This window comes from Acinetobacter tibetensis, from assembly GCF_023824315.1.
GTDB classification, from domain to species: domain Bacteria; phylum Pseudomonadota; class Gammaproteobacteria; order Pseudomonadales; family Moraxellaceae; genus Acinetobacter; species Acinetobacter tibetensis.
On sequence record NZ_CP098732.1, the window covers coordinates 2,727,852 to 2,753,531 of the forward strand.

General features: G+C 41.3%; 25 protein-coding genes and 1 pseudogene. 15 read left to right on the forward strand and 11 right to left on the reverse strand.

Going from position 1 to position 25,680, the window contains the following annotated elements; all coding sequences use genetic code 11:
- Positions 1 to 97: 97 nt before the first annotated feature.
- Together M5E07_RS13160 and M5E07_RS13165 are read right to left on the reverse strand one after the other, a co-directional pair.
- Positions 98 to 1,339 (reverse strand): carbohydrate porin, encoded by a 1,242-nt coding sequence (locus M5E07_RS13160; protein ID WP_116759988.1) that lies wholly within the window; start codon positions 1,337 to 1,339, stop codon positions 98 to 100.
- Positions 1,340 to 1,464: 125 nt separating this feature from the next.
- Positions 1,465 to 2,583, reverse strand: coding sequence for a CaiB/BaiF CoA transferase family protein (locus M5E07_RS13165; protein ID WP_116759986.1), 1,119 nt, complete (start codon positions 2,581 to 2,583; stop codon positions 1,465 to 1,467).
- Positions 2,584 to 2,793: 210 nt separating this feature from the next.
- On the opposite strand from M5E07_RS13165, the gene M5E07_RS13170 reads away from it, so the two are divergent.
- A complete protein-coding gene (locus M5E07_RS13170) occupies positions 2,794 to 3,804 on the forward strand; it encodes an AraC family transcriptional regulator (RefSeq protein ID WP_116759984.1) in 1,011 nt (336 codons plus the stop codon).
- A 37-nt stretch (positions 3,805 to 3,841) separates the two neighbouring features.
- On the opposite strand, the gene M5E07_RS13175 is transcribed toward M5E07_RS13170, so the two are convergent.
- Positions 3,842 to 4,273, reverse strand: coding sequence for an NUDIX hydrolase (locus M5E07_RS13175; RefSeq protein WP_252219853.1), 432 nt, complete (start codon positions 4,271 to 4,273; stop codon positions 3,842 to 3,844).
- Positions 4,273 to 4,812: a P-loop NTPase family protein gene (locus M5E07_RS13180; RefSeq protein ID WP_252219856.1), complete on the reverse strand. Its 540-nt coding sequence runs from the start codon at positions 4,810 to 4,812 to the stop codon at positions 4,273 to 4,275. Before M5E07_RS13180 ends, M5E07_RS13175 begins: the two co-directional genes overlap by 1 nt.
- Before the next feature lie 188 nt (positions 4,813 to 5,000).
- Here M5E07_RS13180 and M5E07_RS13185 point away from each other — a divergent pair, with 188 nt between their 5' ends.
- From M5E07_RS13185 to M5E07_RS13195, 3 genes are all read left to right on the forward strand, one after another.
- Positions 5,001 to 6,206, forward strand: coding sequence for an acetyl-CoA C-acetyltransferase (locus M5E07_RS13185; RefSeq protein WP_252219859.1), 1,206 nt, complete (start codon positions 5,001 to 5,003; stop codon positions 6,204 to 6,206).
- 343 nt (positions 6,207 to 6,549) lie between these two features.
- Positions 6,550 to 8,685: a 3-hydroxyacyl-CoA dehydrogenase NAD-binding domain-containing protein gene (locus M5E07_RS13190; RefSeq protein WP_252219862.1), complete on the forward strand. Its 2,136-nt coding sequence runs from the start codon at positions 6,550 to 6,552 to the stop codon at positions 8,683 to 8,685.
- Positions 8,686 to 8,859: 174 nt separating this feature from the next.
- A complete protein-coding gene (locus M5E07_RS13195; protein WP_116759974.1) occupies positions 8,860 to 9,117 on the forward strand; it encodes a hypothetical protein in 258 nt (85 codons plus the stop codon).
- Positions 9,118 to 9,171: 54 nt separating this feature from the next.
- Here the strand turns inward: M5E07_RS13195 and M5E07_RS13200 are convergent, their stop codons facing one another.
- The gene (locus M5E07_RS13200) at positions 9,172 to 9,603 is read right to left on the reverse strand and encodes a GNAT family N-acetyltransferase (protein WP_252219865.1); all 432 of its coding nucleotides are present in this window, start codon (positions 9,601 to 9,603) and stop codon (positions 9,172 to 9,174) included.
- A gap of 33 nt (positions 9,604 to 9,636) precedes the next feature.
- Positions 9,637 to 10,860 carry a class I SAM-dependent methyltransferase gene (locus tag M5E07_RS13205; protein ID WP_252219867.1) on the reverse strand — a complete coding sequence of 408 codons (1,224 nt, stop codon included), beginning with the start codon at positions 10,858 to 10,860 and terminating at the stop codon, positions 9,637 to 9,639.
- A 102-nt stretch (positions 10,861 to 10,962) separates the two neighbouring features.
- Here M5E07_RS13205 and trhA point away from each other — a divergent pair, with 102 nt between their 5' ends.
- Positions 10,963 to 11,604 carry a PAQR family membrane homeostasis protein TrhA gene (gene trhA, locus M5E07_RS13210; protein WP_252219869.1) on the forward strand — a complete coding sequence of 214 codons (642 nt, stop codon included), beginning with the start codon at positions 10,963 to 10,965 and terminating at the stop codon, positions 11,602 to 11,604.
- Between the two features lie 144 nt (positions 11,605 to 11,748).
- Positions 11,749 to 13,059 (forward strand): MFS transporter, encoded by a 1,311-nt coding sequence (locus tag M5E07_RS13215; protein WP_252219872.1) that lies wholly within the window; start codon positions 11,749 to 11,751, stop codon positions 13,057 to 13,059.
- A 106-nt stretch (positions 13,060 to 13,165) separates the two neighbouring features.
- Here the strand turns inward: M5E07_RS13215 and M5E07_RS13220 are convergent, their stop codons facing one another.
- A complete protein-coding gene (locus M5E07_RS13220) occupies positions 13,166 to 14,179 on the reverse strand; it encodes a metallophosphoesterase (protein WP_434087785.1) in 1,014 nt (337 codons plus the stop codon).
- A gap of 136 nt (positions 14,180 to 14,315) precedes the next feature.
- Here M5E07_RS13220 and M5E07_RS13225 point away from each other — a divergent pair, with 136 nt between their 5' ends.
- Positions 14,316 to 15,914 carry a phospholipase D family protein gene (locus tag M5E07_RS13225; RefSeq protein WP_252219875.1) on the forward strand — a complete coding sequence of 533 codons (1,599 nt, stop codon included), beginning with the start codon at positions 14,316 to 14,318 and terminating at the stop codon, positions 15,912 to 15,914.
- Between the two features lie 21 nt (positions 15,915 to 15,935).
- Here the strand turns inward: M5E07_RS13225 and M5E07_RS13230 are convergent, their stop codons facing one another.
- Positions 15,936 to 16,769, reverse strand: a complete 834-nt coding sequence (locus tag M5E07_RS13230) for a lysophospholipid acyltransferase family protein (RefSeq protein WP_252219878.1) — start codon at positions 16,767 to 16,769, stop codon at positions 15,936 to 15,938.
- Between the two features lie 453 nt (positions 16,770 to 17,222).
- On the opposite strand from M5E07_RS13230, the gene hflX reads away from it, so the two are divergent.
- From hflX to M5E07_RS13260, 6 genes and pseudogenes are all read left to right on the forward strand, one after another.
- Positions 17,223 to 18,491 carry a ribosome rescue GTPase HflX gene (hflX, locus tag M5E07_RS13235; protein ID WP_434087815.1) on the forward strand — a complete coding sequence of 423 codons (1,269 nt, stop codon included), beginning with the start codon at positions 17,223 to 17,225 and terminating at the stop codon, positions 18,489 to 18,491.
- Between the two features lie 47 nt (positions 18,492 to 18,538).
- A complete protein-coding gene (locus M5E07_RS13240) occupies positions 18,539 to 18,910 on the forward strand; it encodes a hypothetical protein (protein WP_252219883.1) in 372 nt (123 codons plus the stop codon).
- Positions 18,911 to 18,919: 9 nt separating this feature from the next.
- On the forward strand, positions 18,920 to 19,594 hold the full coding sequence (locus tag M5E07_RS13245) for an LrgB family protein (protein WP_116759956.1): 675 nt from the start codon (positions 18,920 to 18,922) through the stop codon (positions 19,592 to 19,594).
- 91 nt (positions 19,595 to 19,685) lie between these two features.
- Positions 19,686 to 20,132: a DUF2147 domain-containing protein gene (locus M5E07_RS13250; RefSeq protein WP_116759954.1), complete on the forward strand. Its 447-nt coding sequence runs from the start codon at positions 19,686 to 19,688 to the stop codon at positions 20,130 to 20,132.
- Between the two features lie 181 nt (positions 20,133 to 20,313).
- Positions 20,314 to 20,766, forward strand: a complete 453-nt coding sequence (locus M5E07_RS13255; RefSeq protein ID WP_116759952.1) for a DUF2147 domain-containing protein — start codon at positions 20,314 to 20,316, stop codon at positions 20,764 to 20,766.
- 259 nt (positions 20,767 to 21,025) lie between these two features.
- Positions 21,026 to 21,381 (forward strand): annotated as a pseudogene (locus M5E07_RS13260) (DUF2147 domain-containing protein).
- 58 nt (positions 21,382 to 21,439) lie between these two features.
- Here M5E07_RS13260 and M5E07_RS13265 read toward each other — a convergent pair.
- Genes M5E07_RS13265 through pdxA form a run of 3 tightly spaced genes read right to left on the reverse strand, consistent with a single transcriptional unit; the run spans position 21,440 to position 24,093 of the window.
- The gene (locus M5E07_RS13265) at positions 21,440 to 22,279 is read right to left on the reverse strand and encodes a symmetrical bis(5'-nucleosyl)-tetraphosphatase (RefSeq protein ID WP_252219886.1); all 840 of its coding nucleotides are present in this window, start codon (positions 22,277 to 22,279) and stop codon (positions 21,440 to 21,442) included.
- A gap of 2 nt (positions 22,280 to 22,281) precedes the next feature.
- Complete coding sequence (rsmA, locus tag M5E07_RS13270; RefSeq protein ID WP_252219889.1) at positions 22,282 to 23,091, reverse strand: 16S rRNA (adenine(1518)-N(6)/adenine(1519)-N(6))-dimethyltransferase RsmA; 810 nt, start codon at positions 23,089 to 23,091, stop codon at positions 22,282 to 22,284.
- Positions 23,092 to 23,124: 33 nt separating this feature from the next.
- The gene (gene pdxA / locus M5E07_RS13275) at positions 23,125 to 24,093 is read right to left on the reverse strand and encodes a 4-hydroxythreonine-4-phosphate dehydrogenase PdxA (RefSeq protein WP_252219891.1); all 969 of its coding nucleotides are present in this window, start codon (positions 24,091 to 24,093) and stop codon (positions 23,125 to 23,127) included.
- A gap of 481 nt (positions 24,094 to 24,574) precedes the next feature.
- On the opposite strand from pdxA, the gene rplM reads away from it, so the two are divergent.
- Together rplM and rpsI are read left to right on the forward strand one after the other, a co-directional pair.
- Positions 24,575 to 25,003: a 50S ribosomal protein L13 gene (gene rplM, locus M5E07_RS13280; RefSeq protein ID WP_004695096.1), complete on the forward strand. Its 429-nt coding sequence runs from the start codon at positions 24,575 to 24,577 to the stop codon at positions 25,001 to 25,003.
- 12 nt (positions 25,004 to 25,015) lie between these two features.
- Positions 25,016 to 25,402, forward strand: a complete 387-nt coding sequence (gene rpsI / locus M5E07_RS13285; RefSeq protein ID WP_004829853.1) for a 30S ribosomal protein S9 — start codon at positions 25,016 to 25,018, stop codon at positions 25,400 to 25,402.
- Positions 25,403 to 25,680 lie beyond the last annotated feature (278 nt).

Here is a 25,680-nt window from a genome sequence, read left to right on the forward strand (position 1 = left end):
AGCCCAGTAAAAACAGCTAGATTATTTTGTCGTTTGTTTCGCTATTCTTATTCGCATTTAAATCATTGATCTAGGAAAGATGGTTTCTCTAACATCGTTAAAATGCGGTTTGAAACTTAATCCCACCGACCCAAACATTTTCTCCATTTTTATCCGCACCCACATGTCGGATATATTGAAGATTTGGACGGATCGTTAACCAATTGGTGGCATGTACCCCGTAATACAGTTCGGTATTGTATTCTTCATCTTGCCCCGTATTTAAGTCATCATTTAGATGGATTCGGGCAAATCCCAAGGCAATTTCATCTTGCGGGCGCATATCCAACACACCTGTATAGATCAAACCAATATTTTGCATAGTGTCGACATTGTTGGTTTTATCATCATGCACAGTCAGGTTTATAAATCCTGTAAGTCCGCGCTGCGGATCTTGAGCGTGTTGCAACAATTGTTGTTTTGCCACAATCCACATGCCTTGCTTATGTGATGTTGCACTGGGATTTTGAATTTCAATGGCATCCGCGCTGCTGTAGTAATAGCCCAGTCGATATTCACCTGTTTTGCCTTGCATACCAATTTTCGGCTGCCAGACCATCTCTATAGGTACAATGACGCCATCGGCACCCGAAGTACTTAAATTAAAGCCCTGACTACGCTTTAAGTTCTCAGGGTTATATTCATATACCCCAATTTGGCTAAAGACTTCAGGGGAAAATTGATATTTCAGTCTGGCTGCCCATTGACTGACGGGCCAATTAAACCATTGATCCCCCACCCAATTGCCAACTTGAGAGCCACATAAAGCCAAGTTCTGAAAATCACAATCAAAACTATTAAAATCTTCCCCTTCACCAAAACGTCCGACTTTAAGATCTAACTGTTGATTGAGAAATTTTTTCTTAATCCAAAAATTGGTCAAACGCCACGTTTGCCCACGTCCCCATACTTCTTGGGTTGAACTTAAATGCCCATTTAAGGCATCCGACGTTTGTGATAAAGAATGTCCATTCCGTTCAGTAATAATAATTTGTGCTTCAGTGTCTTGCCATCCCAGTATTTTGTCTAAGTCGAAATGACTCCCCAACACGAACTGATCGGCATATTCAGTACCGTGACTCGAATGCTTTTTCGCGTCCAGTAAAGTTGCCATTTCTCCTGTATAGCCCAAATTAAAGCGATAACCCTTGGTTTCTAATTCAGTTCGAGTGCCATTCCAATCTCCAAACATCCAAGGACTATCGACAGCAAAAGCCGACTGGGCATACGTCCATGAATTTACACTCAAACCCATTAAACACAACGTGAGCAATCCCCTTGAGATTCGGAGCTTTTGCATACCTGCAACCTTTTATAATTTTTTTATTCCTATCAGGTTACGCCTGTTTTTTATGGTTAAAATATAATCTTTTTGTCGTTTTTTGTTAAGCTACTGATATAGAGTAAAATTTACAAAAGTACAGGCTACCAAGTGCCTGTACCTAATACTTGCCCCATAAAGTCATAGCGCATTGCTGAACGAGAAAATTTGATTGGGCATGCCAACTGCGCTTGGGTTTCGGTGGAATGTTCATGCAGTGGAACGTGGACTACCCAATGCCGTTGTTGCGCCAAATCTGAATGCAAAGCTTCATCTAACTTTAAAACAGGTTCTACACAGACATCTTGGGTCGAAAACAGTTGCTGCCACTCTAACAAGGAACGGGTTTTAATTTTTTCCTGTAGAGCATGTTTGACCTTAAGGCAATCTTCCGACTGTAGTGAAGCACCTTTCTCTAATAAAACTGGCAATTCTAACAACCGAGCCAAACCCGACATAAATTGTGGCTCTAAACTGCCAATTGAAAGATAACGCCCATCTTGTGTTTCATAGTAATCATAGAAGCTAGCACCATTTAAAATGCCTGATTCTGGCTGCGGGGTGATATTTCCTGCCAATGCGGCGGCGGCGGCCATACTGTTTAACGCCACAACACAATCGGTCATGGAAATATCAATATACTGCCCTTTTCCACTTTGAGTACGCTCAATCACAGCCGTTAAAATGCCAATCACCGCATGTAAAGAACCACCTGCAATGTCCGCGACTTGAATACCTAAAGGTGGTGGTCCACTCTGGGTACGACCACTATGCCCCGCAATCCCCGATAAGGCTAAATAGTTAATATCATGCCCTGCCTTATCTTTATAACTCCCCGTTTGACCATAGCCTGTAATCGAGCAATAAATCAATCGCGGATTAATTTCCGCTAAAGTGGCATAGTCCAATCCCAGTCGTTGCATGACACCCGGGCGAAATTGCTCTACGACAATATCGTATTGGCTAATCTTTTCCTTAATCGCAGCGATGTTTTGTGGATCTTTTAAATCCAGAGCCACGGATTGTTTATTTCGATTCAAATAAAGATGTGCAGTCGCCTGTCCATGTGCATAAGGTGGAAAAAGACGAATCAAATCTGGTCGCGTGGGTGATTCAACATGAATCACTTCTGCCCCCAAATCTGCTAAATATAAAGTGGCAAATGGACCGGGTAATAATGTTGAAAAATCCAGTACTTTCAATCCCTGTAAAGCATGTTGCATGTTCTTTTTACTCTTGGACTATTGTATTTTCATGTATCTTAGAAATATAAAATCAACAAAACAATGTCATGTTCAGCCATTTACCTTGATCATTTCGGCAATTTACCATGTAGAAAGGCAAATTTACCTATTGTAAATTGCCTATAAAAACTTTTTTAGCGTCATTTAGGTCATACGCAAGTGAATACAAAAGAGACTGAAGGATTAAACATGAGCCGCGATACAATCAGTATCCATTTTGTCAATGCGGCTTTGACTGGCGTAAAACGCCTCGGCATGGATGTCGAAACCTTACTTTCGCACGTCGGAATTGAAGCCGAACTGCTACGTCAGCCTAAAGCTCGAATTTCTCCAGAACAATACACACGTTTTGTGAAAATGTTATGGATGGTGACTCAGGATGAACATATTGGTTTCGATACCCAACCTCGTCGTTTGGGCACCTTTGCCATTATGTGCCAACTGATCATCCACGCAAAAACCTTAGGTGATGCACTTGAATTATCGACGCAATTTTATAAATTGTTCGGCGATGAATGGTGTGTTTCTTTAGAACGTGATAAGCATGAAGCCCGCTTAGTTCCACTCATTCCAATTGGAATGGATCCAAATCATTTTATTACTGAAAGCATGTTAATGATTTGGCACGGTTTAGCCTCTTGGCTCATTGAACGTCGCTTACCTTTAGAGCGCGTACATTTTGGCTACCCACGCCCTGCCCATGCAGATGAATATGATGCTCTGTTTTTCGCACCCGTGATGCAGTTTGACATGCCACGTACCGAAATCACCTTTGCTGCGGATTATTTAGACTTACCGATTCGTCAAAACGAAGAAACCCTAGAAGAATTCTTAAAAGCAGCACCTGCACAGCTACTGGTCAAGTTCAAAAACACCAATTCTCTCACCTCTCGTATTCGTGAAGTGTTGAAGAGCCAAATTGGCGAAGAAATGCCAACGCTAAACGATGTAGCTTCAATGTTATATCTTTCACCTCAAACTTTACGTCGTCGTTTAGCTGCAGAAGGTAAAAGCTATCAAGGTGTGAAAGATGCCTTACGTCGTGATGCCGCGATTCACTTGTTACTCAATCCAAATTTAACTTTGGAAGATGTTGCACAGCAGGTTGGTTTCAGTGAAACCAGTACTTTCCACCGCGCATTTAAGAAATGGACGGGCGTAACCCCAGGTTTATACCGTCAATTACATGGTTATCTTTAAGCCATAATTTTTTGAATAGACAGCTTATATAAGCTGTCTATTTTTTGCACAGCCACTGCGCTATGCCCTTGGGATAAACAGGATACTGACCTGACGCCAATAACTGTGTATTAACCCATTCAGCGATATAAGTTGAACCATTTGTCTCGCACCCCTTTATTTCTACTTGGCTATACAAAGTTTCATCAAAAAATTCAGCCTCATAAACAAAAACGATTTCATGCCCTGCTTGACCATCAAAAGTAAATAAATTTTCAAGAACACCTAACAGTTTTGTATGAATAATCTGCTGATTTATTTCCTCTAAAACTTCTCGTTTAACTGCTTCTAAGGAAGTTTCTCCAAATTCAATAGTGCCTCCTATCGGTCTCAAATAATTTTCATTTTTGCTAGGGTCATGTCCATGAGAAAGCAAAACTTTATCTTGATATCGAAAAATACAAAGCGCCTTTGCTGGAATATGCATCATTATATGCTCTTAATTTTCTGTAAAAATTCTGCTGCTTGTTTCGGTGAAGTTAAACGAATAAATTGAATATGTTGATAAGCGGGATTCTGCATCATCATTTGATATTTTCTTTTATTTCTAGGATATTGCTGAATCAGCCAAATAAAAATCGATTGTTTAGAAAACAATAGCTTTAAACTCTCTCGATTATTAGAGTTTTTCCATAATTTTCTTTGGCTCATAAGATTGAATAAACTCCGTTTCGTTAAGTGAAAAAAATTTCTAGAAAAGGAGTAATCCAACCAAACTATGGTATCTATTTTCACCAATTTCAACGACATAGTACGAGTATAATTACCATCTAATACCCAACCACTCGCAGTACTATCCATTTTGTTTTTTAATTTTTCGAAAAACACCTCATCCGTTGGCTCTTGCCAATTATCTAGCCAAAATAAATCGTCCATTTCAATATGAACTAAATCTAATTTCTGCGCTAACTGTCTAGAAAATGTGGTTTTACCAGAAGCGGTTGTGCCAACAATATTAATAAATTTCATCTAAATAGATTATTTTCTTATGGTTGAACAGTTTACTCATGATGCCCGATCTTGATCAAGTTTATATTTTTACACGCCAACTGACCAAAACTATCATGTTCCCTGTGTCACTCTTGTCATTGCGCTTCTGCAATTAAGCATTACACTCAAAAAGCAAAAGTCATAAACAAAATACAAGGAATAACGAGATGAGCGAGGCTTACATTATTGATGCAATACGCACGCCACGCGGAAAAGGGAAAAAAGATGGCTCATTACATGAAGTAAAACCAATTACTTTACTCACAACATTATTGAATGAATTACAACAACGCCATCAACTCGATACGTCTAAAGTCGATGATATCGTTCTCGGTTGTGTGACACCAATTGGTGATCAAGGTGGGGATATTGCCAAAACAGCAGCGATTTCCGCAGGTTGGAATGATGATGTTGCAGGTGTGCAAATAAACCGTTTCTGTGCTTCTGGTTTAGAAGCTGTCAATTTAGCTGCACAAAAAGTCCGCTCAGGTTGGGAAGATGTTGTTGTTGCTGGCGGTGTGGAATCCATGTCACGCGTTCCAATGGGTTCTGATGGTGGGCCTTGGGCACTTGATCCTGAAACCAACTTAAAATCTTCTTTTGTTCCACAAGGTATAGGTGCAGATTTAATTGCGACTCTAGATGGCTATAGCCGTGCAGATGTAGACGCCTTTGCAGTCAGTTCACAACAAAAAGCTGCTGCTGCTCAAGCAAATGGCCACTTCGATAAATCTGTGGTGCCTGTGAAAGATCATTCAGGGGTGATGATTTTAGAAAAAGATGAATTTATTAAAGGCAATACCACCGTTGAAGGCTTGGCAAAACTGAATGCCAGCTTTGAAATGATGGGACAAATGGGCTTCGATGCGGTTGCCTTACAAAAATATCCAGAAGCTCAAAAAATTAACCATGTGCATCATGCAGGTAACTCATCAGGTATCGTTGATGGTGCTGCGGTGGTATTGCTTGCTTCTGAAAAAGCAGTGAAAGAACAAGGTTTGAAACCACGTGCCAAGGTACTTGCAACTGCATTAGTCGGTACAGATCCAACCATCATGTTGACTGGTCCTGCCCCTGCTGCCCGTAAAGCATTAGAAAAAGCAGGCTTGAGTATCGACGACATTGATCTATTTGAAGTAAACGAAGCTTTTGCAGCGGTGGTCATGCGTTTTATTACAGAACTCAAAGTTCCTGCTGAGAAAGTCAATGTCAATGGTGGTGCAATTGCGATGGGACATCCATTGGGTGCAACTGGTGCCATGATTCTAGGAACTTTGCTAGATGAATTAGAGCGTCAAGGTAAAAAACGTGGTCTAGCAACATTATGTGTGGGTGGTGGTATGGGTATCGCGACTATTATTGAGTTGGTGTAAAGCACTCAACACCTCCCTGAAATATGAGACTCGGAAACGTCATTCGCAACCTGAGCAAACCAAAGCGGCTAAAGCTTTGGATCAGCACAAGACAAACAAAGTGCGTAGTTTATGCTCAAGCATAGCTTTCGCCTTGCGGTACGGCAAAGATTATTAATCTTTGCTATTCGTACCTCAGGTTTTGCGAATGACAATGGTTTTGCCTACTTTTGCCGAAACAAAAGTAGGTCGAACCGAAGGTTTATCCTGAAACTAGATGAGAGCTTAACAAGACGCTGCGATGCTTATATTTACTTATGCAGGTCACTTACGATTAAGCCCATAAAATATTGGACGATGATGTATGAGCGCGATTAAATACGAAAAAAACGCTGACAATATTGTAATTCTTACCCTTGATTCATCGGGTCAATCTGCCAACACCATGAATGCAGAATTCCGTGATTCACTCAATGACGTCAGTCAAAAGCTCAAAGCTGAAACTGATCTGAAAGGTATTATTTTCCGTTCAGCTAAGAAAACCTTCTTTGCTGGCGGTGACTTAGATGAGCTGATTCAGGTGCAACCCGAACACGCCACAGAATTTTTCAAGATGATTGAAAAACTCAAAGGTGACTTACACACAATCGAAACTTTAGGTGTGCCTGTTGTTGCAGCTTTAAACGGTACTGCGCTTGGCGGTGGCTGGGAAATCGCGTTAGGTTGTCATTATCGTATTGCCATCAATGATCCAAAAACTAAATTTGGTTTACCTGAAGTGACTTTAGGTCTACTTCCTGGTGGCGGTGGTATCGTGCGTATGGTGCGTCTGCTCGGCTTACAAAATGCATTCCCGTTCCTCATGGAAGGTAAGCAATTTGGTGTCGATAAAGCAAAATCTCTCGGCTTGGTACATGACACGGCAGAGAATGAACAAGAGCTGTTAGAAAAAGCAATGGCTTGGGTCAAAGCCAATCCAAAAAGTCAGCAACCGTTTGATGTAAAAGGCTACAAAATCCCAGGTGGTGATCCTAAAACGCCTGCGGTAGCGCAAGTGCTTGCAATTGCCCCTGCCATGCTTCGTGACAAAACTAAAGGCTGTTATCCTGCTCCTGAAGCGATTATGGCTGCGGCAGTTGAAGGTGCACAAGTCGATGTAGATACCGCGCTTCGTATTGAATCACGTTACTTTACACAACTGACTGTCGGTCAAGTGTCGAAGAATATGATTGGTACGTTCTGGCATGGTTTGAATGCAATTAAATCTGGTGCGAGCCGCCCTGCGGATGTTGCTAAATGGCAAGCGAAGAAAGTCGGTGTTTTAGGTGCAGGTATGATGGGTGCAGGGATTGCCTACTCAACCGCAATCAAAGGCATTCCTGTAGTACTCAAAGATGTGTCTGTAGAAAATGCAGAAAAAGGCAAAGCTTATTCGCAAAAGCTACTTGATAAACGTGTTTCACAAGGTCGTATGACAGCAGAAAAGCGTGACCAAGTCTTAGCGCGGATTACTGCTACCGCTGATGCAGCAGATCTACAAGGTTGTGACTTAATCATTGAAGCGGTATTTGAGAATCAACAACTCAAAGCCAAGGTGACTCAAGAAGCTGAACAGTATTTAGTTGAAGGTGGAATCTTTGCATCGAACACTTCTACCTTACCAATCACAGGTCTGGCAACAGCAAGTAAAGATGCCAAAAACTTTATTGGCTTACATTTCTTCAGCCCTGTAGACAAAATGCAATTGGTCGAAATCATCAAAGGTAAAGAAACTTCTGCGGAAACATTAGCTAAAGCTTATGACTTTGTACAACAAATTGCGAAAACACCAATCGTAGTGAATGACAGTCGTGGTTTCTTTACCAGTCGTGTGTTTGGTACATTCATTCAAGAAGGTATGCGTTTACTTGCTGAAGGCGTGCATCCAGCGAAAATCGAAATGGCGGCACTCAAAGCCGGTATGCCTGTGGGTCCTCTTGCGATTCAGGATGAAGTATCTTTGACTCTCACTGAGCATGTTGCAAGCGAAACGCGCAAAGCACTGCAAGCTGAAGGGAAAGACCTACCGAAAACTCCTGTAGATGAAGTGGTTCACAGCATGATTCACGAGCTGAATCGTAAAGGAAAAGCAGCAGGTGCAGGCTTCTATGACTATCCTGAAAATGGCAAAAAGCATTTGTGGGATGGACTCAGCCGTTGGACGAAAGCGAATGATATTTCTGAACAAGATATGATTGATCGCTTCTTGTTTGTTCAAGCGCTGGATACTTTACGCTGCTATGAAGAAGGTGTTCTAGAATCAGTAATTGATGCCAATGTCGGTTCTATCTTTGGGATTGGTTATGCGCCTTGGACGGGTGGTGCAATTCAATTCCTAAATCAAAACGGGATTGAAAAATCACTACAACGTTCAGAAGAATTGGCTGCTAAATATGGTGAACGTTTCAATCCACCACAATTGTTAAAAGACAAAGCGCAGAAGAAAGAAATTATTCAATAAATTTTCTATACGCAAAATTTGATTTGGAGGACATTTCCTCCAAATCTTTTCACCCTCGTCCCTCAGCAAGAACACTTAAGCTTTTTATAAAATTTAGTCTGCATCCATCCCATTTTATGTTATAAAGTTACATAATTTTTAATAGTTTCTTTTTTATCCATTGGGTTATTTGTTATGTCAGACAACACTTCTCCTGAAAAATCTCCATGGGGTTGGAAGGCCCTGATTATTGCCACAATTCTTAGTATTATTTTTCTAGTGGTGTTTTATTTAGCCATGCAGAACGAACCTGACTATATGCCAGGTAAACAACGCGAAGCTCGTGCTGCCCAAGCCAGCAGTGCCGCAGCAGAGCACACTATGGACATGAGTGCCGAAGAGCATGCTGCGATGACTGAGTCCTCGGCATCTACAGCACACAACGGGCATTAAATCCCAAAGCCATCTCTCAGAAGATGGCTTTTTTATGCCTAAAATTTAGGACGTTTAGCTCTGTGCAAGCAAGGACATTTGCATATCAATATGTGGAATCCCACAATCTATATACGCTTCTCCATGCGCTTGAAAGCCTAAATTTTGGTAAAAAGACATGGCATGCACCTGAGAGGAAAGCTGCAATAAAGGACGTTGCTGCTGCTGCGCTTGCTGAATAATTTGCAACATCAAAAGCTTGCCAATCCCTTGTCCACGATGCGATGCCAATACGGCAACACGCCCAATACTGTGATTTGGCAATAAGCGTGCTGTCGCAATGGCATGTTCCCCATCAAATACCACAAAATGCTGGGAAACCTCATCCTGTGCATCCCACTCATCTGCCGCAGCAATATGTTGTTCCTGAATAAACACTTGCTCACGAATGGGCTTTGCATCTGTTTGCAATTCAACCCAAGTCCCTGTGTGAATCTGTAGTGTCATGTCGAATTCCTTTTGAATCTTGCTACTTAGCACTTAGCACTTAGCACCAATATCACGTTGATCCCATTGGTTATTGAGCAATAATTCCAAGGAATGTTTTTGAATGCCATACATATTTTTTAAAGCCTCAATTTGCGCCAATACCGTAGCGTCAGGTGCAACAAAATCGGCACGTTTGGTGGCTAAAATCATCTTATTTTTGCTGGTATGTTCTAAAGCAACAAATTCAAAGACCTTGGTTTCATAACCATAGGCTTTTAACAGTAATGCGCGAATGGTATCAGTCAGCATTTCTGCCTGTTGCCCCGCGTGAATACCAAAGTGCAACATCGGCTTCAATACTTCTGGGCTTTTCAGTTGAGGACGTAATTCCTTATGGCAACACGGCGCACACATAATCATCTGTGCATTTAAGCGAATCCCCGTATGAATAGCAAAATCAGTTGCCACATCACAAGCATGCAGTGCAATCATCACATCTAAACGTTCAGGCTGATAAGTTCGGACATCACCTTGGAAAAAATCCAGTTGCTTAAAGCTTGAAGCCTCTGCCACGTGTTGGCAAAACTCTACCATCTTTTCATTCAATTCCACGCCTGTTACAAATGGAACCTGCTGCTGTTTTGCCAAATAATCATATAAAGCAAAGGTCAAATAGCCTTTACCCGAACCAAAATCAACCACATGCAACGCCTGATCTTGATTTGGAAGTTGCGTCAAAGCCCCCGAAAAAATTTCCACGAATTTATTAATCTGTTTCCATTTACGCGCCATGCTGGGAATAATCTGGCCTTGAGCATCGGTAATACTTAAATGCTGCAAAAACACACTTTCTTGCTCTACAAAACGATGTTTGCTCCGATCATGCGCTTGGGCTGCACGAGCTTCATTTTTTGCCACCGCTGTTTTCTGAGTAATGGTCAGTAAATCTTTTTTCTTGTTGCGCTTGAGTTGTACATCTTGAGTCGATGCAAACAAATTACCTTGCTTACAACAGGCCAAATGCTCCGCAATGATTTGCATGGCATCTGATATTGGGTAGTTTTTGGTGACATCTTGGGTTTTATGCCGATATAAAACATTCAAGACAGGTTGCTGTTGTAGCTCAATCAGGCGGAAAGTCATTTTTTCTAACTGTTGCATTTCCCCCTTGTATTGGCTCAGGATTAAACGCTCAAAACTTTGTGTTTCAAGTGCTTGCTGCACAGCATCGAGAAACTGTTGTTCCTGAGCTGAAGGAGAAGTCGAGTCAGACATACAATAAACCTAATCAAATTTGCGACTAAATTTTAAAGCGTCTTACACGAAAAGCAAAATTGAATTACTATACATTTGTATTTTTAATAAAAAGCAGCCGCTATGACCGCTCCCCATACGCAAGATTATCATCCAACCGAAGAGCAGTTTAATGTGTGGAGCCATGCGCTCGGCGTAATTCTTGCCTGTATCGCCACAATTCTGCTCATCATGAAAGGATCTTACCTCTCTACGGGACAATGGATTGGACTTTGGGTATACGGTTTTAGCATGATTCTGCTGTTTACAGGTTCAACCCTGTACCACATGGCTCAAACCTACGAAAAACGCTTTTGGCTAAAAAAACTCGATCACACTGCCATTTATTATTTGATTGCTGGGACTTATACCCCTTTTCTCTCGATTGCAATTCCTACCGAAAAAGCCCACAACTTACTGATTGCACTTTGGGTGATTGCATTGCTTGGGACACTTTTCAAGTTAATCTTCATTCATCGTTTCCAGAAAGTTTCGCTCATTGCCTACTTGGTTATGGGTTGGCTTGCGGTGTTATTAGTCAATGATATGCAACGTTATTTATCATCAGATGCGCTCTTTTGGCTGGTTTTGGGGGGGCTGGCTTATACAGTCGGAGCATTGTTTTATGCCTTAAAACGGGTAAGATATACCCATGCGATCTGGCATGTATTTGTACTGATAGGCGCGGGATCACACTTCCTCGCGATCTATCTGTACGTGATTTAATCGACTTCTCTCGCGTTTTAGTGACCCTAAAAGAGTAGATGTGAGTTCGATTTTCCGTTGTTTTTTTAAGAAATTACGCCTTTTTTAAAAAGATTACGCTTTTAAAACTAAGTTCTTTTAATTTTAGTAAGTGTAAGGTTATCCATGGCGTCATCAACTACAGCTACAATAGAAGTAGCAACTAATTCAAAATTTCGTGTACTTACCGCTAGTCTGGTGGGTACCACCATCGAATTCTTCGATTTTTATATCTATGCCACGGCAGCGGTCATTATTTTTCCGCATCTGTTCTTCCCTGCAAGTACAGATCCGATGACCGCCACTATTCAGTCACTGGCGACCTTTGCGATTGCCTTTATTGCACGCCCGATTGGTGCCGCACTATTTGGTCATTTGGGAGACCGGATCGGTCGTAAAGCCACCTTGGTCGCAGCCTTACTTACCATGGGAATTTCCACGGTGTGTATCGGTTTATTACCCACCTATGCCCAAATTGGTATTGTCGCACCTTTACTGCTTGCACTTTGCCGTTTAGGTCAAGGGCTTGGTTTAGGCGGTGAATGGTCGGGTGCCGTGTTATTGGCAACAGAAAATGCTCCAGAAGGCAAACGCGCTTGGTATGGCATGTTTCCACAGTTGGGTGCACCAATTGGTTTTATTTTGGCAACGGGCTCATTCCTAACCTTGGGTGCATTCATGTCTGAACAAGACTTTATGCAGTGGGGATGGCGTATTCCATTTATTTCCAGTGCAATTTTGGTAATTGTGGGTTTATGGATTCGTCTCCAGCTCCATGAAACACCTGCATTCCAAAAAGTACTCGACAAGCAAAAAGAAGTGAATGTACCTTTTAAAGAAGTCATGACCAAGCATTTGCCAATGCTGGTATTGGGTACAATCGCTGCAATCTGTACTTTTGTGGTGTTCTACCTGACAACAGTATTTGCATTGAACTGGGGAACCACCAAACTTGGCTATTCACGTGCTGAGTTCTTAGAATTACAATTGGTCGCAACACTTTGTTTTGCTGCTTTTATTCCACTTTCTGCGGTATTGGCAGAAAAATTTGGGCGTAAAACCACCTCGATTGCAGTCTGTGTACTATCAGCATTATTTGGTTTGGTTTTCTCGACCATGCTCGAATCTGGCAACACCTTTGTGGTGTTCTTATTCTTGTGTACAGGTTTAGCCATTATGGGCTTAACTTATGGTCCCATTGGCACAGTTTTATCTGAGATTTTTCCAACTTCAGTTCGCTATACCGGCTCTGCTTTGACTTTTAACTTGGCTGGTATTTTCGGTGCTTCTTTTGCGCCACTGATTGCCACCAAACTCGCAACAACTTACGGATTATATGCTGTGGGTTATTATCTCACGGTGGCTTCAATTCTTTCATTGCTGGCATTCCTTGCCATTCGTGAAACTAAAAATGACGATGTAAATAATCAAGTTTAATCACAATTACACCCGATAAAATCTTAAAACGATAAAAAGCCCTCAAACCTTACAAAGTTTGAGGGCTTTTTTATGCGAATACCAAGATGGCATCTAAAGCGTTAAATTAAACCAATTCAATAATATCGATGGTGGGCGGAACGCGAAATCGAAATGGAACACCGACCATTCCAGTCCCTACCGTCACAAACACATCTGCATGTTCGTGGTTATACAGTCCTTTTTTATGTCCCAGAATAGAGACTTTTTTCATCACATAATTCGTTAACCACGGCAACTCTACTTGTCCACCATGGGTATGCCCCGACAACATTAATGGACGATTCGGAAGTTTTGGAACCATATCCACTGTGTCAGGGTTATGAGAGAGAATCACCCAAGGCTTGTCTTGGGGTAAATCTGGCAGATAACGCATATCGGCTTTTCCTGCCCACAAATCGCCAACCCCGATTAAACGAAATTCTTCAAATTCAACAATCTGCCCCTCAATATCAATCACATCATTCACACTGAGTGCATGACTCAATAAAGCCTGTATCGGCGGACCAGGATATTGCTCATCATGATTACCATAAACTGAATACACAGGTGCCTGAATTTTTTTTAAGGGTGCCAATTCATCAGCCAAAGCATCTTCAGGTTCATACGTCCAGTCCCCTGCCACCACCACCAAATCTGGCTGCTGCTGATTGATTTTCTCCACGATTATTTTTAGCTGTCGCTCATGTCCTGAAAACAAGCCGATATGTAAGTCAGCAACCAAGGCTATTTTCACAGGCTTTTGAATTCGATTTCCTACATCCAATTGATATCGTGTGGTTTTGACTTGAACACAATGGGGCTCTACAAAGCGTGCATAAAGTAAAACGATACTCAGCAAGAATACAAAGCCTGCTTCATGTAACGAATAATAGCCACTCCAGCCGGCATAAAGACTAAATAGTGCCAAAGGCCAGAGTAAATAAGACAAATAAAACGCAAGTAAATGCACAAATGCTTTAAATGGATGGATCGTTTCTGTATGTGACTGGCTATGCCATGCCTGTGCAATTGCCCAAAATGCAATCAACACGAAACTTCCATAAAAAACGTAAATCATTGAGTCTGTTGTCAATATCATTACTCACTATACCAATTACTAATTCTCTATTTTTATTTATCTTTTCATAGCTGACAATTATACTCAAACCAAATCTAGCGATCATAATAGTGTGATGAGTATAATAGACCCGAACAATCACGTCGTGCAGCGTCAGATGTCTGTCGTTAAAAAGAAGACCTCATCCAAGGCAGTAGTTTTACTTTGTAGTAGTTTATTATTCGGTTTACCTGCTTGCTCGACTCTCCCCCAATATACGCCACAACCCGTCGTCAATTCATTTGATATTGACACTTCTCATACATCATTAGCCAAAATTATTGATCCGTTACGTAAACAAAATCCGAATTTAACCGGTTTCCATGTCCTGAGTGACCCGTTGGAGGCTTTGGCTGCACGGATTCACCTTATTGAGCGTGCCGAAAAAACGTTAGATTTACAATATTATATTTGGGACAACGATAAAATTGGTGCAATCGCTTTGCGTGAGATTATTCAGGCGGCTGATCGTGGCGTCAAAGTCCGCCTGCTGATTGATGACAATAACGCAGGCAAAATGGAAGGCATTTATTTAGCACTGGCACAGCACCGTAATATCGATGTCAAACTCTACAATCCTTATGGTTTCCGTAACTTCCGTGCGATGGATATCTTGCTGGATTTAAAACGTGTCAATCGACGCATGCACAATAAGAGCTTTATTGTCGACAACCAGATTGCCCTAATTGGTGGACGTAATATGAGCAATCAATACTATAATGTGAGTGATCATTATCAGTTTTCTGATGTTGATGTCATGTTGGTCGGCACGGCTTCAGATGAAATTGCATCATCTTTCAATGAATACTGGAATGATGCTTATGCTTATCCAGTCAATCAAATTGTTGATCCACAAAAGTACACCTTACGCTATGAAGGTTTAAAACAACAAGTCAACCAACACTATGCCGATACTACGGTACAAAATTACCTCGATTTAGCCAATCGCTCACAAGCTTTTGAGCAATGGTTGGATCATAGTATTCAATTTGACTGGGTCAAAGCCAAAGTCGTGAAAGACTCTCCCAATAAAACACGCGACAAAGCTGCACCAGAAGATTATTTAAATCACCAACTCATTTCGTATTTAGAAACGCCGAACTCAAGTTTAGATATTGTTTCCGCTTATTTTGTACCTGAAAAGAAAGGGGCAGATATTCTCGGAAAAATATCGCAAAAAGGGGTTCAGGTTCGCGTGTTGACCAATTCCTTTATTGCCAATGACGTGGCTTTAGTCCATGCATTTTATGGAAAATATCGCCAAGACCTTTTAGAAAACGGCGTGCAAATGTATGAGTTTCTGGCAGCCCCTGAACAAGAAAACTGGTATCGCAATACTGAAGAGCTTTCACAAAAAGCCAAAATCAGTTTAAGAGGACTCAGCCACTCTAGCTTACATGCCAAAATGTTAGCGATTGATGAAAGCCAAGTATTTATTGGCTCTTTTAATTTCGATCCACGCTCAGCGTATCTCAATACTGAAATTGGGGTAATTTTAAATAGTCCACCTTTGGCTAAAGCGGTACATGAAACCATGGACCAGAACTTGTCCAAATATGCCTATAAACTGGTTTTAGATGCCAATAATCAAATTAATTGGCAACTCACGCATCCCAATGGAAATATCAAAACGTACACGACAGAACCTAAAATGAAGTGGTGGCACAAAGCTGGGGTTAAGTTTATTTCTTGGTTACCTGTAGAAGGCTTTATGTAATACCTTTGTTTCCAACTGTGCTTAAACCAAAGCACGGTTGGACGTTGCTTGTACCGAATGTAACACTCGTTGATGTAACTGCACTAGACCCACGTTCATTTCACGTTGTACGGTTGCGGTTAAACTTTCGACCGTGTGCCCTTCAGTATCAATCATCGGTAAAGTTAACAAATGCGCAGTCACTTTCGGCATTTCTAACACTTTTTTAATATGATCAGCAAAAGTGGTTTCACCAATAAACGGCGCCACCATATCTAACTCCCCCTGCTGATTCACATAACAAATCACACAGACCTGAACTGGTCGCTGCGCCTCAATGGCTGCCCCCAAAATTCGCCCATGTACTTTTTTAATCCGTGTGCCATCGGAAGTGGTTGCTTCAGGAAAAAATAACACAGGAATATCTTGTTTAAGGAAGTTGGTAATCTGTTCGCGAATTTTAATTGAATCCCCCGAACCGCGTTTAATAAACAAAGTTCCGCCCGCTTTTGCCAGTTTTCCAAACACAGGCCATTTTTCAATTTCAGCCTTAGCCAAAAAGAATACGCGTGCCCCAGAACCTAATACTGCAATATCGAGCCAAGAAATATGATTACTGACCCACAAGGCAGGTTCACGCGGAATCGTACCGTGTACTTCAACGTCAAGATTGAATACCTTGCATAATTGACGGCAAAAATACTGAACATAGCGAGTATTATTGGCATTGTTCGGGTCTTTATATAACCCATGACGGGCAACCAGATAAAATCCTTCCGAAACCACACCTAAGCCCGAACTGAGCTTTCGACCATACAAGAACAGCTTGGAAATTGGATTCAATGAAGACGTTTGAGTAGCTGAATTTTCTTTCATATATTTTGACTAACCAGCAAAACCTTGTGAGTATTTGATGAACTTTGCTTCATTCTATACGGTTCATTCCCCACATGCATTGATTATAAAAACCGAATATGAACATTACAAAATCCAATTTTAATTCAAATGACAACTTCATTATGATGATTTTATAACCACTAAAATAAATAGGTGTAACATATGCGAACCCATACATCACCTCAAAAATCCAAGTCATCTCACCACTGGTTACATATACTACAAGTGATCATCGGCTTTAGTATTCTGTATTTTGCAGCCATCATTCTGTTTGCAAAATTATTCGCTGCTACGTTATAAATCAACGAATCTCAAGCATCCCGGCCCTTTTTCCACTAGAATAGAATTTTAAAGTGGAGAAATGGCTGAGTGGCAAATCTTAAAGGTCATCAAGGTGGTGAACGCATTATTCTGGTCAGTGTTTCTGTGCAAATGCTGGAAAATCTTGATGCCGAAGAATTCAATTTGCTGGCTCAATCGGCTGGTGCTGAAATCTTGGCACATATACACGCACAGCGTATTAAACCCGATGCCAAACTTTTTATCGGTTCAGGAAAGGCCGAAGAAATTGCTGAACTGGTTGCAGAATATGAAGCTGATTTAGTCATTTTTGACCATGCATTAACACCTGCACAAGCCCGTAATCTCGAATACATCCTCAAATGCCGAGTGGTTGATCGGAATGAATTAATTCTGGATATTTTTGCTCAGCGTGCACGTACCTTTGAAGGTAAGCTACAAGTTGAATTGGCTCAATTACAGCACTTATCCTCCCGTTTAATTCGCAGTCGCGGAACACTAGACAGCCAAAAAGGCGGGATCGGTTTGCGTGGTCCTGGTGAAACCCTGCTCGAAACGGATCGTCGCTTATTAAAAATTCGCATGGGGCAACTCAAAGCCAAACTCGATAAAGTTCGACAAACCCGTCTACAAGGTCGCGTTGCACGTCAAAAAGCTGCTGTTCCTACGGTATCCTTGGTTGGGTATACCAATGCAGGCAAATCCACCCTGTTTAATGTCTTGGCCAACAGCGATGTGTATGCGGCTGACCAACTATTTGCGACCTTAGATCCGACCTTACGTCGACTTTCTTGGGAAGGCATTGGCACCGTAGTCTTGGCAGATACCGTTGGTTTTGTACGAAATCTATCTCATTCTTTAGTCGAATCATTTAAAGCCACATTAGAAGAAACACTAGAAGCCACCTTGTTGCTGCATGTGATTGATTCGAGTAGTCCAGAAATGTTGGAACAAATTGAAGCAGTTGAAAAAGTCCTCAAAGAAATTGGGGCTGATGTACCTGTACTTCGCGTTTACAACAAAATTGACCAAAGTGCTGAAGATGCAAAAATTGTGTATAGCCAGCCCAACTGCCCAGAACGAGTATATGTCTCAGCCCATACAGGACAAGGCATCGAGTTGTTACAACAAGCGGTACATGAATGTCTGATGGGACAAATTCAAAACTTTGAACTGACACTCAAAGCCGCTTATGGCAAATTCCGCACCCAACTCTATACGCTCAATGTGATTCAATCCGAACATTATGATGATGAAGGCAATCTACAACTGAACGTTAAAATTGCACCTGCAAAATTGGAACAACTGATTCGTCAGGCACATTTACCTCTTGATGAAATTCTGGGAGAGAAAGCGGCCCTGTTCAAGAGAACGCTAGAGGAATTTGAAATCAAACCTTAAATCGGTTAAAACGTGATAAGTAAAATTTTAAAATGTAATGACAAATCATGGATTGGGTAAAAACAATAGATTGGCCTGCATGGATGGGTACTCTGACACTGATTGTCGGGTTTCGTGAATTTTCCGTCTGGATCATGACGCAGTTCAATCATCCTGAATTGGGCAATTTAATTGGACTCATCAGCCTGCTGATACTGCTTTTAATCTGGCGCAAGTTCCGTAAAGTCCCTGCGCGTTTGGTCGATACCAACAATAAAATCATGAAAGAAAGTGCCTTTGCCTTTTTACCCATTAGTGCAGGTTCTTTACTGATGTTGGTACAGATGGGTAGTGAAATTCCTTTATTTGTGCTGATTCTGGTGGTGAGTACCCTCATTCCACTCTGGATTTACGCCAAAATGGCAAAGCGCTGGTTATAGGAAAATCACATGTTCTCAATTCTGTCTGGATTTCTCATTACACTTATTGCCTATCTATGTGCTAAACCAATCAATAAAAAAATTCCACAAATTCCAGTGATCGTCATCGGCATGTTTTTTGTGATCGGTTTGCTATTTTTGTTCAGCATTCCTTACGAATCCTATATGCAGCAAACCAATGCCATCTTTAGTCACTTACTCGGTTATGTCACGGTTGCACTCGCCATTCCTTTAGCTGCCATGCGTTATGATGATTTACCCCCCAAAGCCATCATCAGTATCTTAGTTTTTGCAAGCATCAGTGCCGTTGCACTTCCCATGGGTTTGGCGTATCTGTTGCATATGACCGATTCAACTATTATGGCTTTTGCGACCCGTGCGGTAACCACACCAATTGCCATCAATATTGCGACTTTATTGCACGCACCAGTCACTTTAGTCATCCTGATTGTAATTTTATCAGGTGTCATTGGTGCGGCATTTTCTCCACTGATTTTACGCCATATTAATGATGAGCGTGCCTCAGGACTGGCGCTAGGTCTTGCTGCGCATGCCATTGGAACAGCTCAAGCTTGGCAACGAGGTAGTGTCGCGGGTCGCTATGCAGCATTTGGCATGGCAGTAAATGCCGTTTTCACCGCAATTTGGCTGCCAACTTTCATACTTTACGTGCAAAATATGTGACTAACAGAGCATTCCAAAGGTTGTTTTGTACAGAAAACATCCCTAAGATAGATTTTGTTTAGTCGATTAAGTCAGTAAAAAGGAATTTATGATGGGGAAAGCTAAATTTATCAGCGCACTTGTTTTATCTGCTTTTAGTAGCATGGCTTTTGCGGAAGATATTTCAGGAACATGGAAAAACATTGATGATAAAACAGGATCTTCGAAAGCCGTTTTAGAAATTCGTAAGGAATCGAATGGCACCTATACAGCTAAAGTTGTGAAAGTGACTCCACGCCCGGGCTATACACCAAAAGACACATGTATTGATTGTCCAGCCCCTTATACCAATAAGCCCATTTTAGGTATGGATGTGCTCAAAGGGTTAAAGCATGAAAATGGTTTAAATTATTCGGGTGGCAAAATTATTGATCCACTTTCTGGCAAAATTTACAGTACCAAAGCCAAAATGAGTGCCAATGGCAAACGTTTGACCCTGCGCGGATATGTTGGAATCTCTGCACTCGGACGTAGCCAAACTTGGATTCGTCAAGAATAAAAAATTAGCATATTTAGCCGCCTTAAAGGCGGCTTTTTTATGCGCTCAAAGCATATCTTTATGACAAATTGACTAGTAAGTTTATTCTTTTTAGTTGGTTTTATCGGGACAAACCAATAAGTTACTTAACATATCTGCGTAATTTATATAAATACGTCACTTTTACACAAATAGGGAATCAATGAAAAAAATCATCTCCTTGGGTATTTTAGTAGGGCTTTTCTCTGCAACATCGATCTCATTTGCACAAGATATTGTGGGTACTTGGCAACAAATTGATGATAAGTCAGGCTCACCAAAGGCAATTATTCAAATTCGTAAAGAATCAAACAATACCTATACGGGGAAAATCACTAAAATCACCCCTCGACCAGGCTATACCCCGCGTGAGCGTTGTAACAATTGCCCTGCCCCATATACAAACCAACCCATTTTAGGTATGGAAATCATAAAGGGATTAAAATATGTTGAAGGCACGAATAATTACGAAAAAGGGCGTGTGATTGATCCTCTGTCAGGTAAATTTTACGATGCGAAAATGAAACTGAGTGCAACAGGTAAACGCCTATCTTTGCGTGCCTATTTGGGTGTTTCCGCTTTAGGGCGCAATCAAACTTGGTTAAGAATTGAATAAGCGCTTATTAAAAAATGGATTGGGCGGTTTCAGCTCAATCCAACATGATTTCCAACATACTCTAAGCAAATAAAAATCAAGCATAAATCCAATAAACTATAAGTTCTCACTTGAACCGTTTTCTCATTGCAGTGCATATACAACTTACCTAACATATTTTTACAAGGATATAACAACGTAAATTATTTCTAATGGATAGAAAAATGAAAAAATTGCTGCTTCAATTGTTGTTTTCGGTTCAATGATTATCTAAAGTTCTATTTTTGCACAAGATATTACTGGCGTTTGGCAACACATTGATGATAGGTCAGGGAATCCCCAAGCCACCATCGAAATTTGGAAAGAATCGAATAATACTCATTCTGGTACTGTGATTGATTTAATCAAACGACCTGACTATTCTCCTCCGCCCAACTGTGTGAATTGCCCTACCCCTTATATCAATAAACCGATTTTAGGAATGACTGTGTTAAAAGGACTAAAAAGCGTTGAGGGACATCTAGCTCCAATCAAGGTCTTGTAGTTGATCCACTGAATGGTCAAATCTATGATGCCAAAATGAAACTCAACCCTTCTAGTAAGCGTTTATCCCTGCGCGCCTATATTGGGACGTAGTCAAACTTGGGTAAGCATCCAATAATGCTAAAAAAAGCCACAAGATTGTGGCTTTTTTTTAATCCATAACAGGGTTATCAACCGCAAACATTTGGTGGTCTTCCAAACGATATGCCAATAATTGATTGCCCCAAACACACCCACCATCTACATTTTGGATATGTGGATTAATCGTTCTACCTTGTAAAGCAGCCCAATGGCCAAAAATCACCTGATGGGTTTCAGTGGCTTTCGATTCAAATTCAAACCAAGGTTGAAATCCCTCAGGCATCGGATCTTCAAGCGCATCTTTAAAGCTAAACTCCAAACGCCCTTCAGCATTACTTAAGCGCATCCGCGTCAGATAATTGGTAATACAACGTAAGCGCGCATTTCCGTTTAACTCATCCGACCACACATCAGGATGCGTACCATACATTTCTTTTAAGAAGGCATCCATCACAGCAAAGTCTTCATGACCAATAACAGCTTCCACTTCTTTCGCTAAAGCTGCGGTTTGTTCCGCGGTCCAGAGACATGGAATACCCGCATGCGTCAAAATAGTCTGTTCGTTCGGAAACAAGCAAAGCGGTTGCTTACGTAACCAATCAATCAAATCATCACTATCAATGGCATCAATTACATCTCGGGTACGGTCTTTATCTTTCACTTGTTTCAAGCCGCGTGCACATGCCAAAAGTGTCAGGTCATGATTACCCAATACCGTCGCAGCAGAACCGCGCTCTACCAGTTTTTTAATAAAGCGTAATACGCCAATCGAGTTTTCTCCACGCGCAACCAAATCGCCTGCGAACCAGATAAAATCTTGATCGGGATCAAACTGAATGGACTTCAATAATGCTTTTAATGCTTCGAAGCAGCCTTGCACATCGCCAATGACATAATTGTAACGCGCCATGGTTACACCATTTGATCGGCTAAAGCCACAAACTGAGCCAAGCTTAATGTTTCAGGACGTGCCATTGGATCAATACCCGCTTGTTCAAAACCATCTTCACGTAACATCCCTTTTAAGCTGTTGCGTAGCGTTTTACGACGCTGAGTAAAGACATGCGACACCAAACGCGCTAAAGCTTTTTCATCTTTGGCAATAATCGGTTTGGTTGCATAAGGCTCCAAACGGAAAACAGCAGATGTCACTTTAGGTGGTGGGTTGAATGAACCTGGTGGCACTTCAAACAAAAAAGTTGGCTTACAATAATACTGAATCATCACCGATAAACGCCCGTACTCTTTCGTGTTTGGCGCTGCGGTAATACGGTCCACCACCTCTTTTTGCAACATGAAATGCATGTCTTTAACTTTGTCACCAAATTCCAAGAGGTGAAACAAAAGTGGTGTCGAGATGTTATACGGCAGGTTACCTACCACGCGTAGCGGACGACCCTCTTCAAATAAATTAGTGAAATCGTATTTCAGTGCATCCGTTTCAATAATGGTTAAACGTTCAGGATGAGGTACACGCCCCGGTAGGCCTGCCGCCAAATCACGGTCTAGTTCAACCACAGTTAATGCATCACATTCGCCAATTAAGGGTGAAGTCAATGCCGCTAAACCAGGGCCAATTTCAACAATATTATCGCCAGTTCGTGGGTTCACTGAACGTACAATTTTCGCAATGACACGTTGATCATGCAAAAAATTTTGACCAAACCGTTTACGAGCCTGATGCCCTTCTTGTTTCGGGTTAAGCGCATTAATTTGATACATAAAACATTTCCAACGTGAGATTGATTAAGTAAATCAGTGTCGAGCTAAATCTAAAGCCAAGTCTACAGCAACATTTAGGCTAGAACTTTTTGCCTGTCCTGTGCCTGCAAGGGAGAGTGCTGTGCCATGATCTACAGAAGTACGAATAAACGGTAAGCCCAAAGTAATATTGATGGCTTCACCAAAACCCTGTGATTTTAGCACAGGTAAACCTTGATCGTGATACATTGCCAAAACAGCATCAGCATCTTTCAAATGCTCAGGTGTAAACAAGGTGTCCGCAGGTAAACTTAAACTCAGATTGATCCCTTGAGCACGATAGCTTTCCAGCACGGGATTAATAATTTCAATTTCTTCCATACCCAAATAACCGCCTTCACCAGCATGAGGATTCAATCCACAAACCAATACTTTAGGGTTCGAAATTTTAAATTTGGTTTTTAAATCATGCAGTAAAATATCTATCACTTGATGTAAGCGTTCTTGAGTAATCGCATCAGGCACAGCTCTTAACGGCAAATGCGTTGTGGCAAGCGCGACACGCAAAGTTTTGGTTGCAAGCATCATCACCACACGATCAACCCCAGCAAACTCTTGGTAATATTCAGTATGTCCACTGAAATGAATGCCTGCATCATTAATGACGGACTTTTGTACGGGTGCAGTCGCCACACCGACACTTTTTCCAGACATGGCATACTCCGCCGAGCGACGAAGTTGCTCTAAAACATAAGCCGAATTTTGAGGATTCAGCTCACCCAAAACCACAGTCTGATTTAAAGCAATATGCTCCACATAAAGTTGGCCGAGAAGCGATGAATTTTCTTGACCTGAATACTCAATCAGCTCAACGGAAATACCTAAGCATTCTGCACGCCGACGCAATAAATTGAGATCACCCAGAACCACAATAGGACGCTCATCTATACGTCCTGCAAGACTCAAACAAATATCTGGACCAATTCCAGCAGGCTCACCACTGGTGACATATAAAGGAAGCATAAGCAACTCAGAGAAAATGCATGTCGCTCATTATACAACGTCTATTTCCAGATCGATGAATGACACAACGCATATCTAAAACTTGTTTATTTCAATGCTAACTGCGCTTATTTTCAATTGACTGAAAAACCTTATCACAGGGCAAAGTTTGAAATCAAAAAAAGAAAGAATAAACACTATATTGTATAAAACACAAAGTATTCAAACGCTATCAGCAGCCTGTATTTCAAAAGCTAAAACCCTTTTATTCTTTTTTGTTCTTATCCGCACGTCAGCCTCGGCATATATGCCATGACCATATTTGTATTTTTTAAAAAGAATAAACTTTGTTCTCTTCCTTTATACGGGGAAATACCTTAGAATACGGCTCTTGAAATTTTATATTTTCATTTGTGATTCCTAACGTATTCGTTTAGAATCGCGTCTCCTTTTGTTTGGACAGATTCCATAGTCCAAACCAACTATAATAGGTAGTGGTTTAATGAAAACTCTCAGCGCTAAGCCTGCTGAAGTTCAACACGACTGGTACGTTGTTGATGCTTCTGGCAAAACTTTAGGTCGCCTTGCGACTGAAATCGCTCGTCGTCTACGTGGTAAGCACAAGACTTCTTATACTCCTCACGTTGACACTGGCGATTATATCGTTGTAATCAATGCTGAAGAAATTCAAGTGACTGGTAAAAAAGCACTTGATAAAAAATACTATCGCCACACTGGCTTCCCTGGTGGTATCCGTGAGACTAACTTTGAAAAGTTAATCGCTCACAAACCTGAAGCAGTTTTAGAAAAAGCTGTTAAAGGTATGTTACCAAAAGGTCCTCTTGGTTATGCAATGATCAAGAAAATGAAAGTGTATGCAGGTACAGAGCATCCACACGCTGCTCAACAGCCACAAGTTTTGGACATCTAAGGGATACAGCACATGGCTACTAATTATGGTACAGGTCGCCGTAAGACCGCAACTGCACGTGTTTTCTTGTCAGCTGGTACAGGCAAGCTCGTAATTAACAACCGTACTCTTGAGCAATACTTCGGTCGTGAAACTGCTCGTATGGTTGTTCGTCAACCTTTAGAGCTTCTTGACGTTACTGAAAAGTATGACCTTTACATCACTGTTGCTGGTGGTGGTATCGGTGGTCAAGCTGGCGCTATCCGTCACGGTATTACTCGTGCGTTGATCGCTTCTGACGAAACTTTAAAACCTGCTCTTCGTCAAGCTGGTTTCGTTACTCGTGATGCTCGTGAAGTTGAACGTAAGAAACTTGGTTTACGTAAAGCTCGTAAACGTCCTCAATTCTCTAAACGTTAATTCGTTTACCGAATTGGACAAAAAACCTCGGATTTTCCGAGGTTTTTTTATATCTTAAGTAAAACTATTCTGGCTTAGAACAAAACATCTCTACATCACCACTGGCATACTTCAACATTTGACAACTATACTGCCCATCTACTTTATAGACCTTAAAAAATTGATGGCCTTTTAAGAGTAATTCACCTCTTTACACGCTTCGAACTCTACTGCTTTTTAAATTTCAGCATCTGACAGCTTAATCAATCACCCGTTACCGCAATCTCCTACATCATCTC

Coding starts and splice junctions, on each gene's coding strand:
- M5E07_RS13250 (WP_116759954.1), top strand. CDS start 19,686: ATGGGGAAAGCTAAATTTATCAGCGCACTTGTTTTATCTGCTTTTAGT.
- M5E07_RS13190 (WP_252219862.1), top strand. CDS start 6,550: ATGAGCGCGATTAAATACGAAAAAAACGCTGACAATATTGTAATTCTT.
- M5E07_RS13225 (WP_252219875.1), top strand. CDS start 14,316: ATGTCTGTCGTTAAAAAGAAGACCTCATCCAAGGCAGTAGTTTTACTT.
- trhA (WP_252219869.1), top strand. CDS start 10,963: ATGACCGCTCCCCATACGCAAGATTATCATCCAACCGAAGAGCAGTTT.
- M5E07_RS13195 (WP_116759974.1), top strand. CDS start 8,860: ATGTCAGACAACACTTCTCCTGAAAAATCTCCATGGGGTTGGAAGGCC.
- M5E07_RS13220 (WP_434087785.1), bottom strand. CDS start 14,179: ATGATATTGACAACAGACTCAATGATTTACGTTTTTTATGGAAGTTTC.
- M5E07_RS13205 (WP_252219867.1), bottom strand. CDS start 10,860: ATGTCTGACTCGACTTCTCCTTCAGCTCAGGAACAACAGTTTCTCGAT.
- M5E07_RS13160 (WP_116759988.1), bottom strand. CDS start 1,339: ATGCAAAAGCTCCGAATCTCAAGGGGATTGCTCACGTTGTGTTTAATG.
- M5E07_RS13180 (WP_252219856.1), bottom strand. CDS start 4,812: ATGAAATTTATTAATATTGTTGGCACAACCGCTTCTGGTAAAACCACA.
- hflX (WP_434087815.1), top strand. CDS start 17,223: ATGCTGGAAAATCTTGATGCCGAAGAATTCAATTTGCTGGCTCAATCG.
- M5E07_RS13240 (WP_252219883.1), top strand. CDS start 18,539: ATGGATTGGGTAAAAACAATAGATTGGCCTGCATGGATGGGTACTCTG.
- M5E07_RS13185 (WP_252219859.1), top strand. CDS start 5,001: ATGAGCGAGGCTTACATTATTGATGCAATACGCACGCCACGCGGAAAA.
- pdxA (WP_252219891.1), bottom strand. CDS start 24,093: ATGCTTCCTTTATATGTCACCAGTGGTGAGCCTGCTGGAATTGGTCCA.
- M5E07_RS13165 (WP_116759986.1), bottom strand. CDS start 2,583: ATGCAACATGCTTTACAGGGATTGAAAGTACTGGATTTTTCAACATTA.
- M5E07_RS13215 (WP_252219872.1), top strand. CDS start 11,749: ATGGCGTCATCAACTACAGCTACAATAGAAGTAGCAACTAATTCAAAA.
- M5E07_RS13170 (WP_116759984.1), top strand. CDS start 2,794: ATGAGCCGCGATACAATCAGTATCCATTTTGTCAATGCGGCTTTGACT.
- M5E07_RS13230 (WP_252219878.1), bottom strand. CDS start 16,769: ATGAAAGAAAATTCAGCTACTCAAACGTCTTCATTGAATCCAATTTCC.
- M5E07_RS13255 (WP_116759952.1), top strand. CDS start 20,314: ATGAAAAAAATCATCTCCTTGGGTATTTTAGTAGGGCTTTTCTCTGCA.
- M5E07_RS13175 (WP_252219853.1), bottom strand. CDS start 4,273: ATGATGCATATTCCAGCAAAGGCGCTTTGTATTTTTCGATATCAAGAT.
- M5E07_RS13200 (WP_252219865.1), bottom strand. CDS start 9,603: ATGACACTACAGATTCACACAGGGACTTGGGTTGAATTGCAAACAGAT.
- rpsI (WP_004829853.1), top strand. CDS start 25,016: ATGGCTACTAATTATGGTACAGGTCGCCGTAAGACCGCAACTGCACGT.
- rsmA (WP_252219889.1), bottom strand. CDS start 23,091: ATGTATCAAATTAATGCGCTTAACCCGAAACAAGAAGGGCATCAGGCT.
- M5E07_RS13265 (WP_252219886.1), bottom strand. CDS start 22,279: ATGGCGCGTTACAATTATGTCATTGGCGATGTGCAAGGCTGCTTCGAA.
- M5E07_RS13245 (WP_116759956.1), top strand. CDS start 18,920: ATGTTCTCAATTCTGTCTGGATTTCTCATTACACTTATTGCCTATCTA.
- rplM (WP_004695096.1), top strand. CDS start 24,575: ATGAAAACTCTCAGCGCTAAGCCTGCTGAAGTTCAACACGACTGGTAC.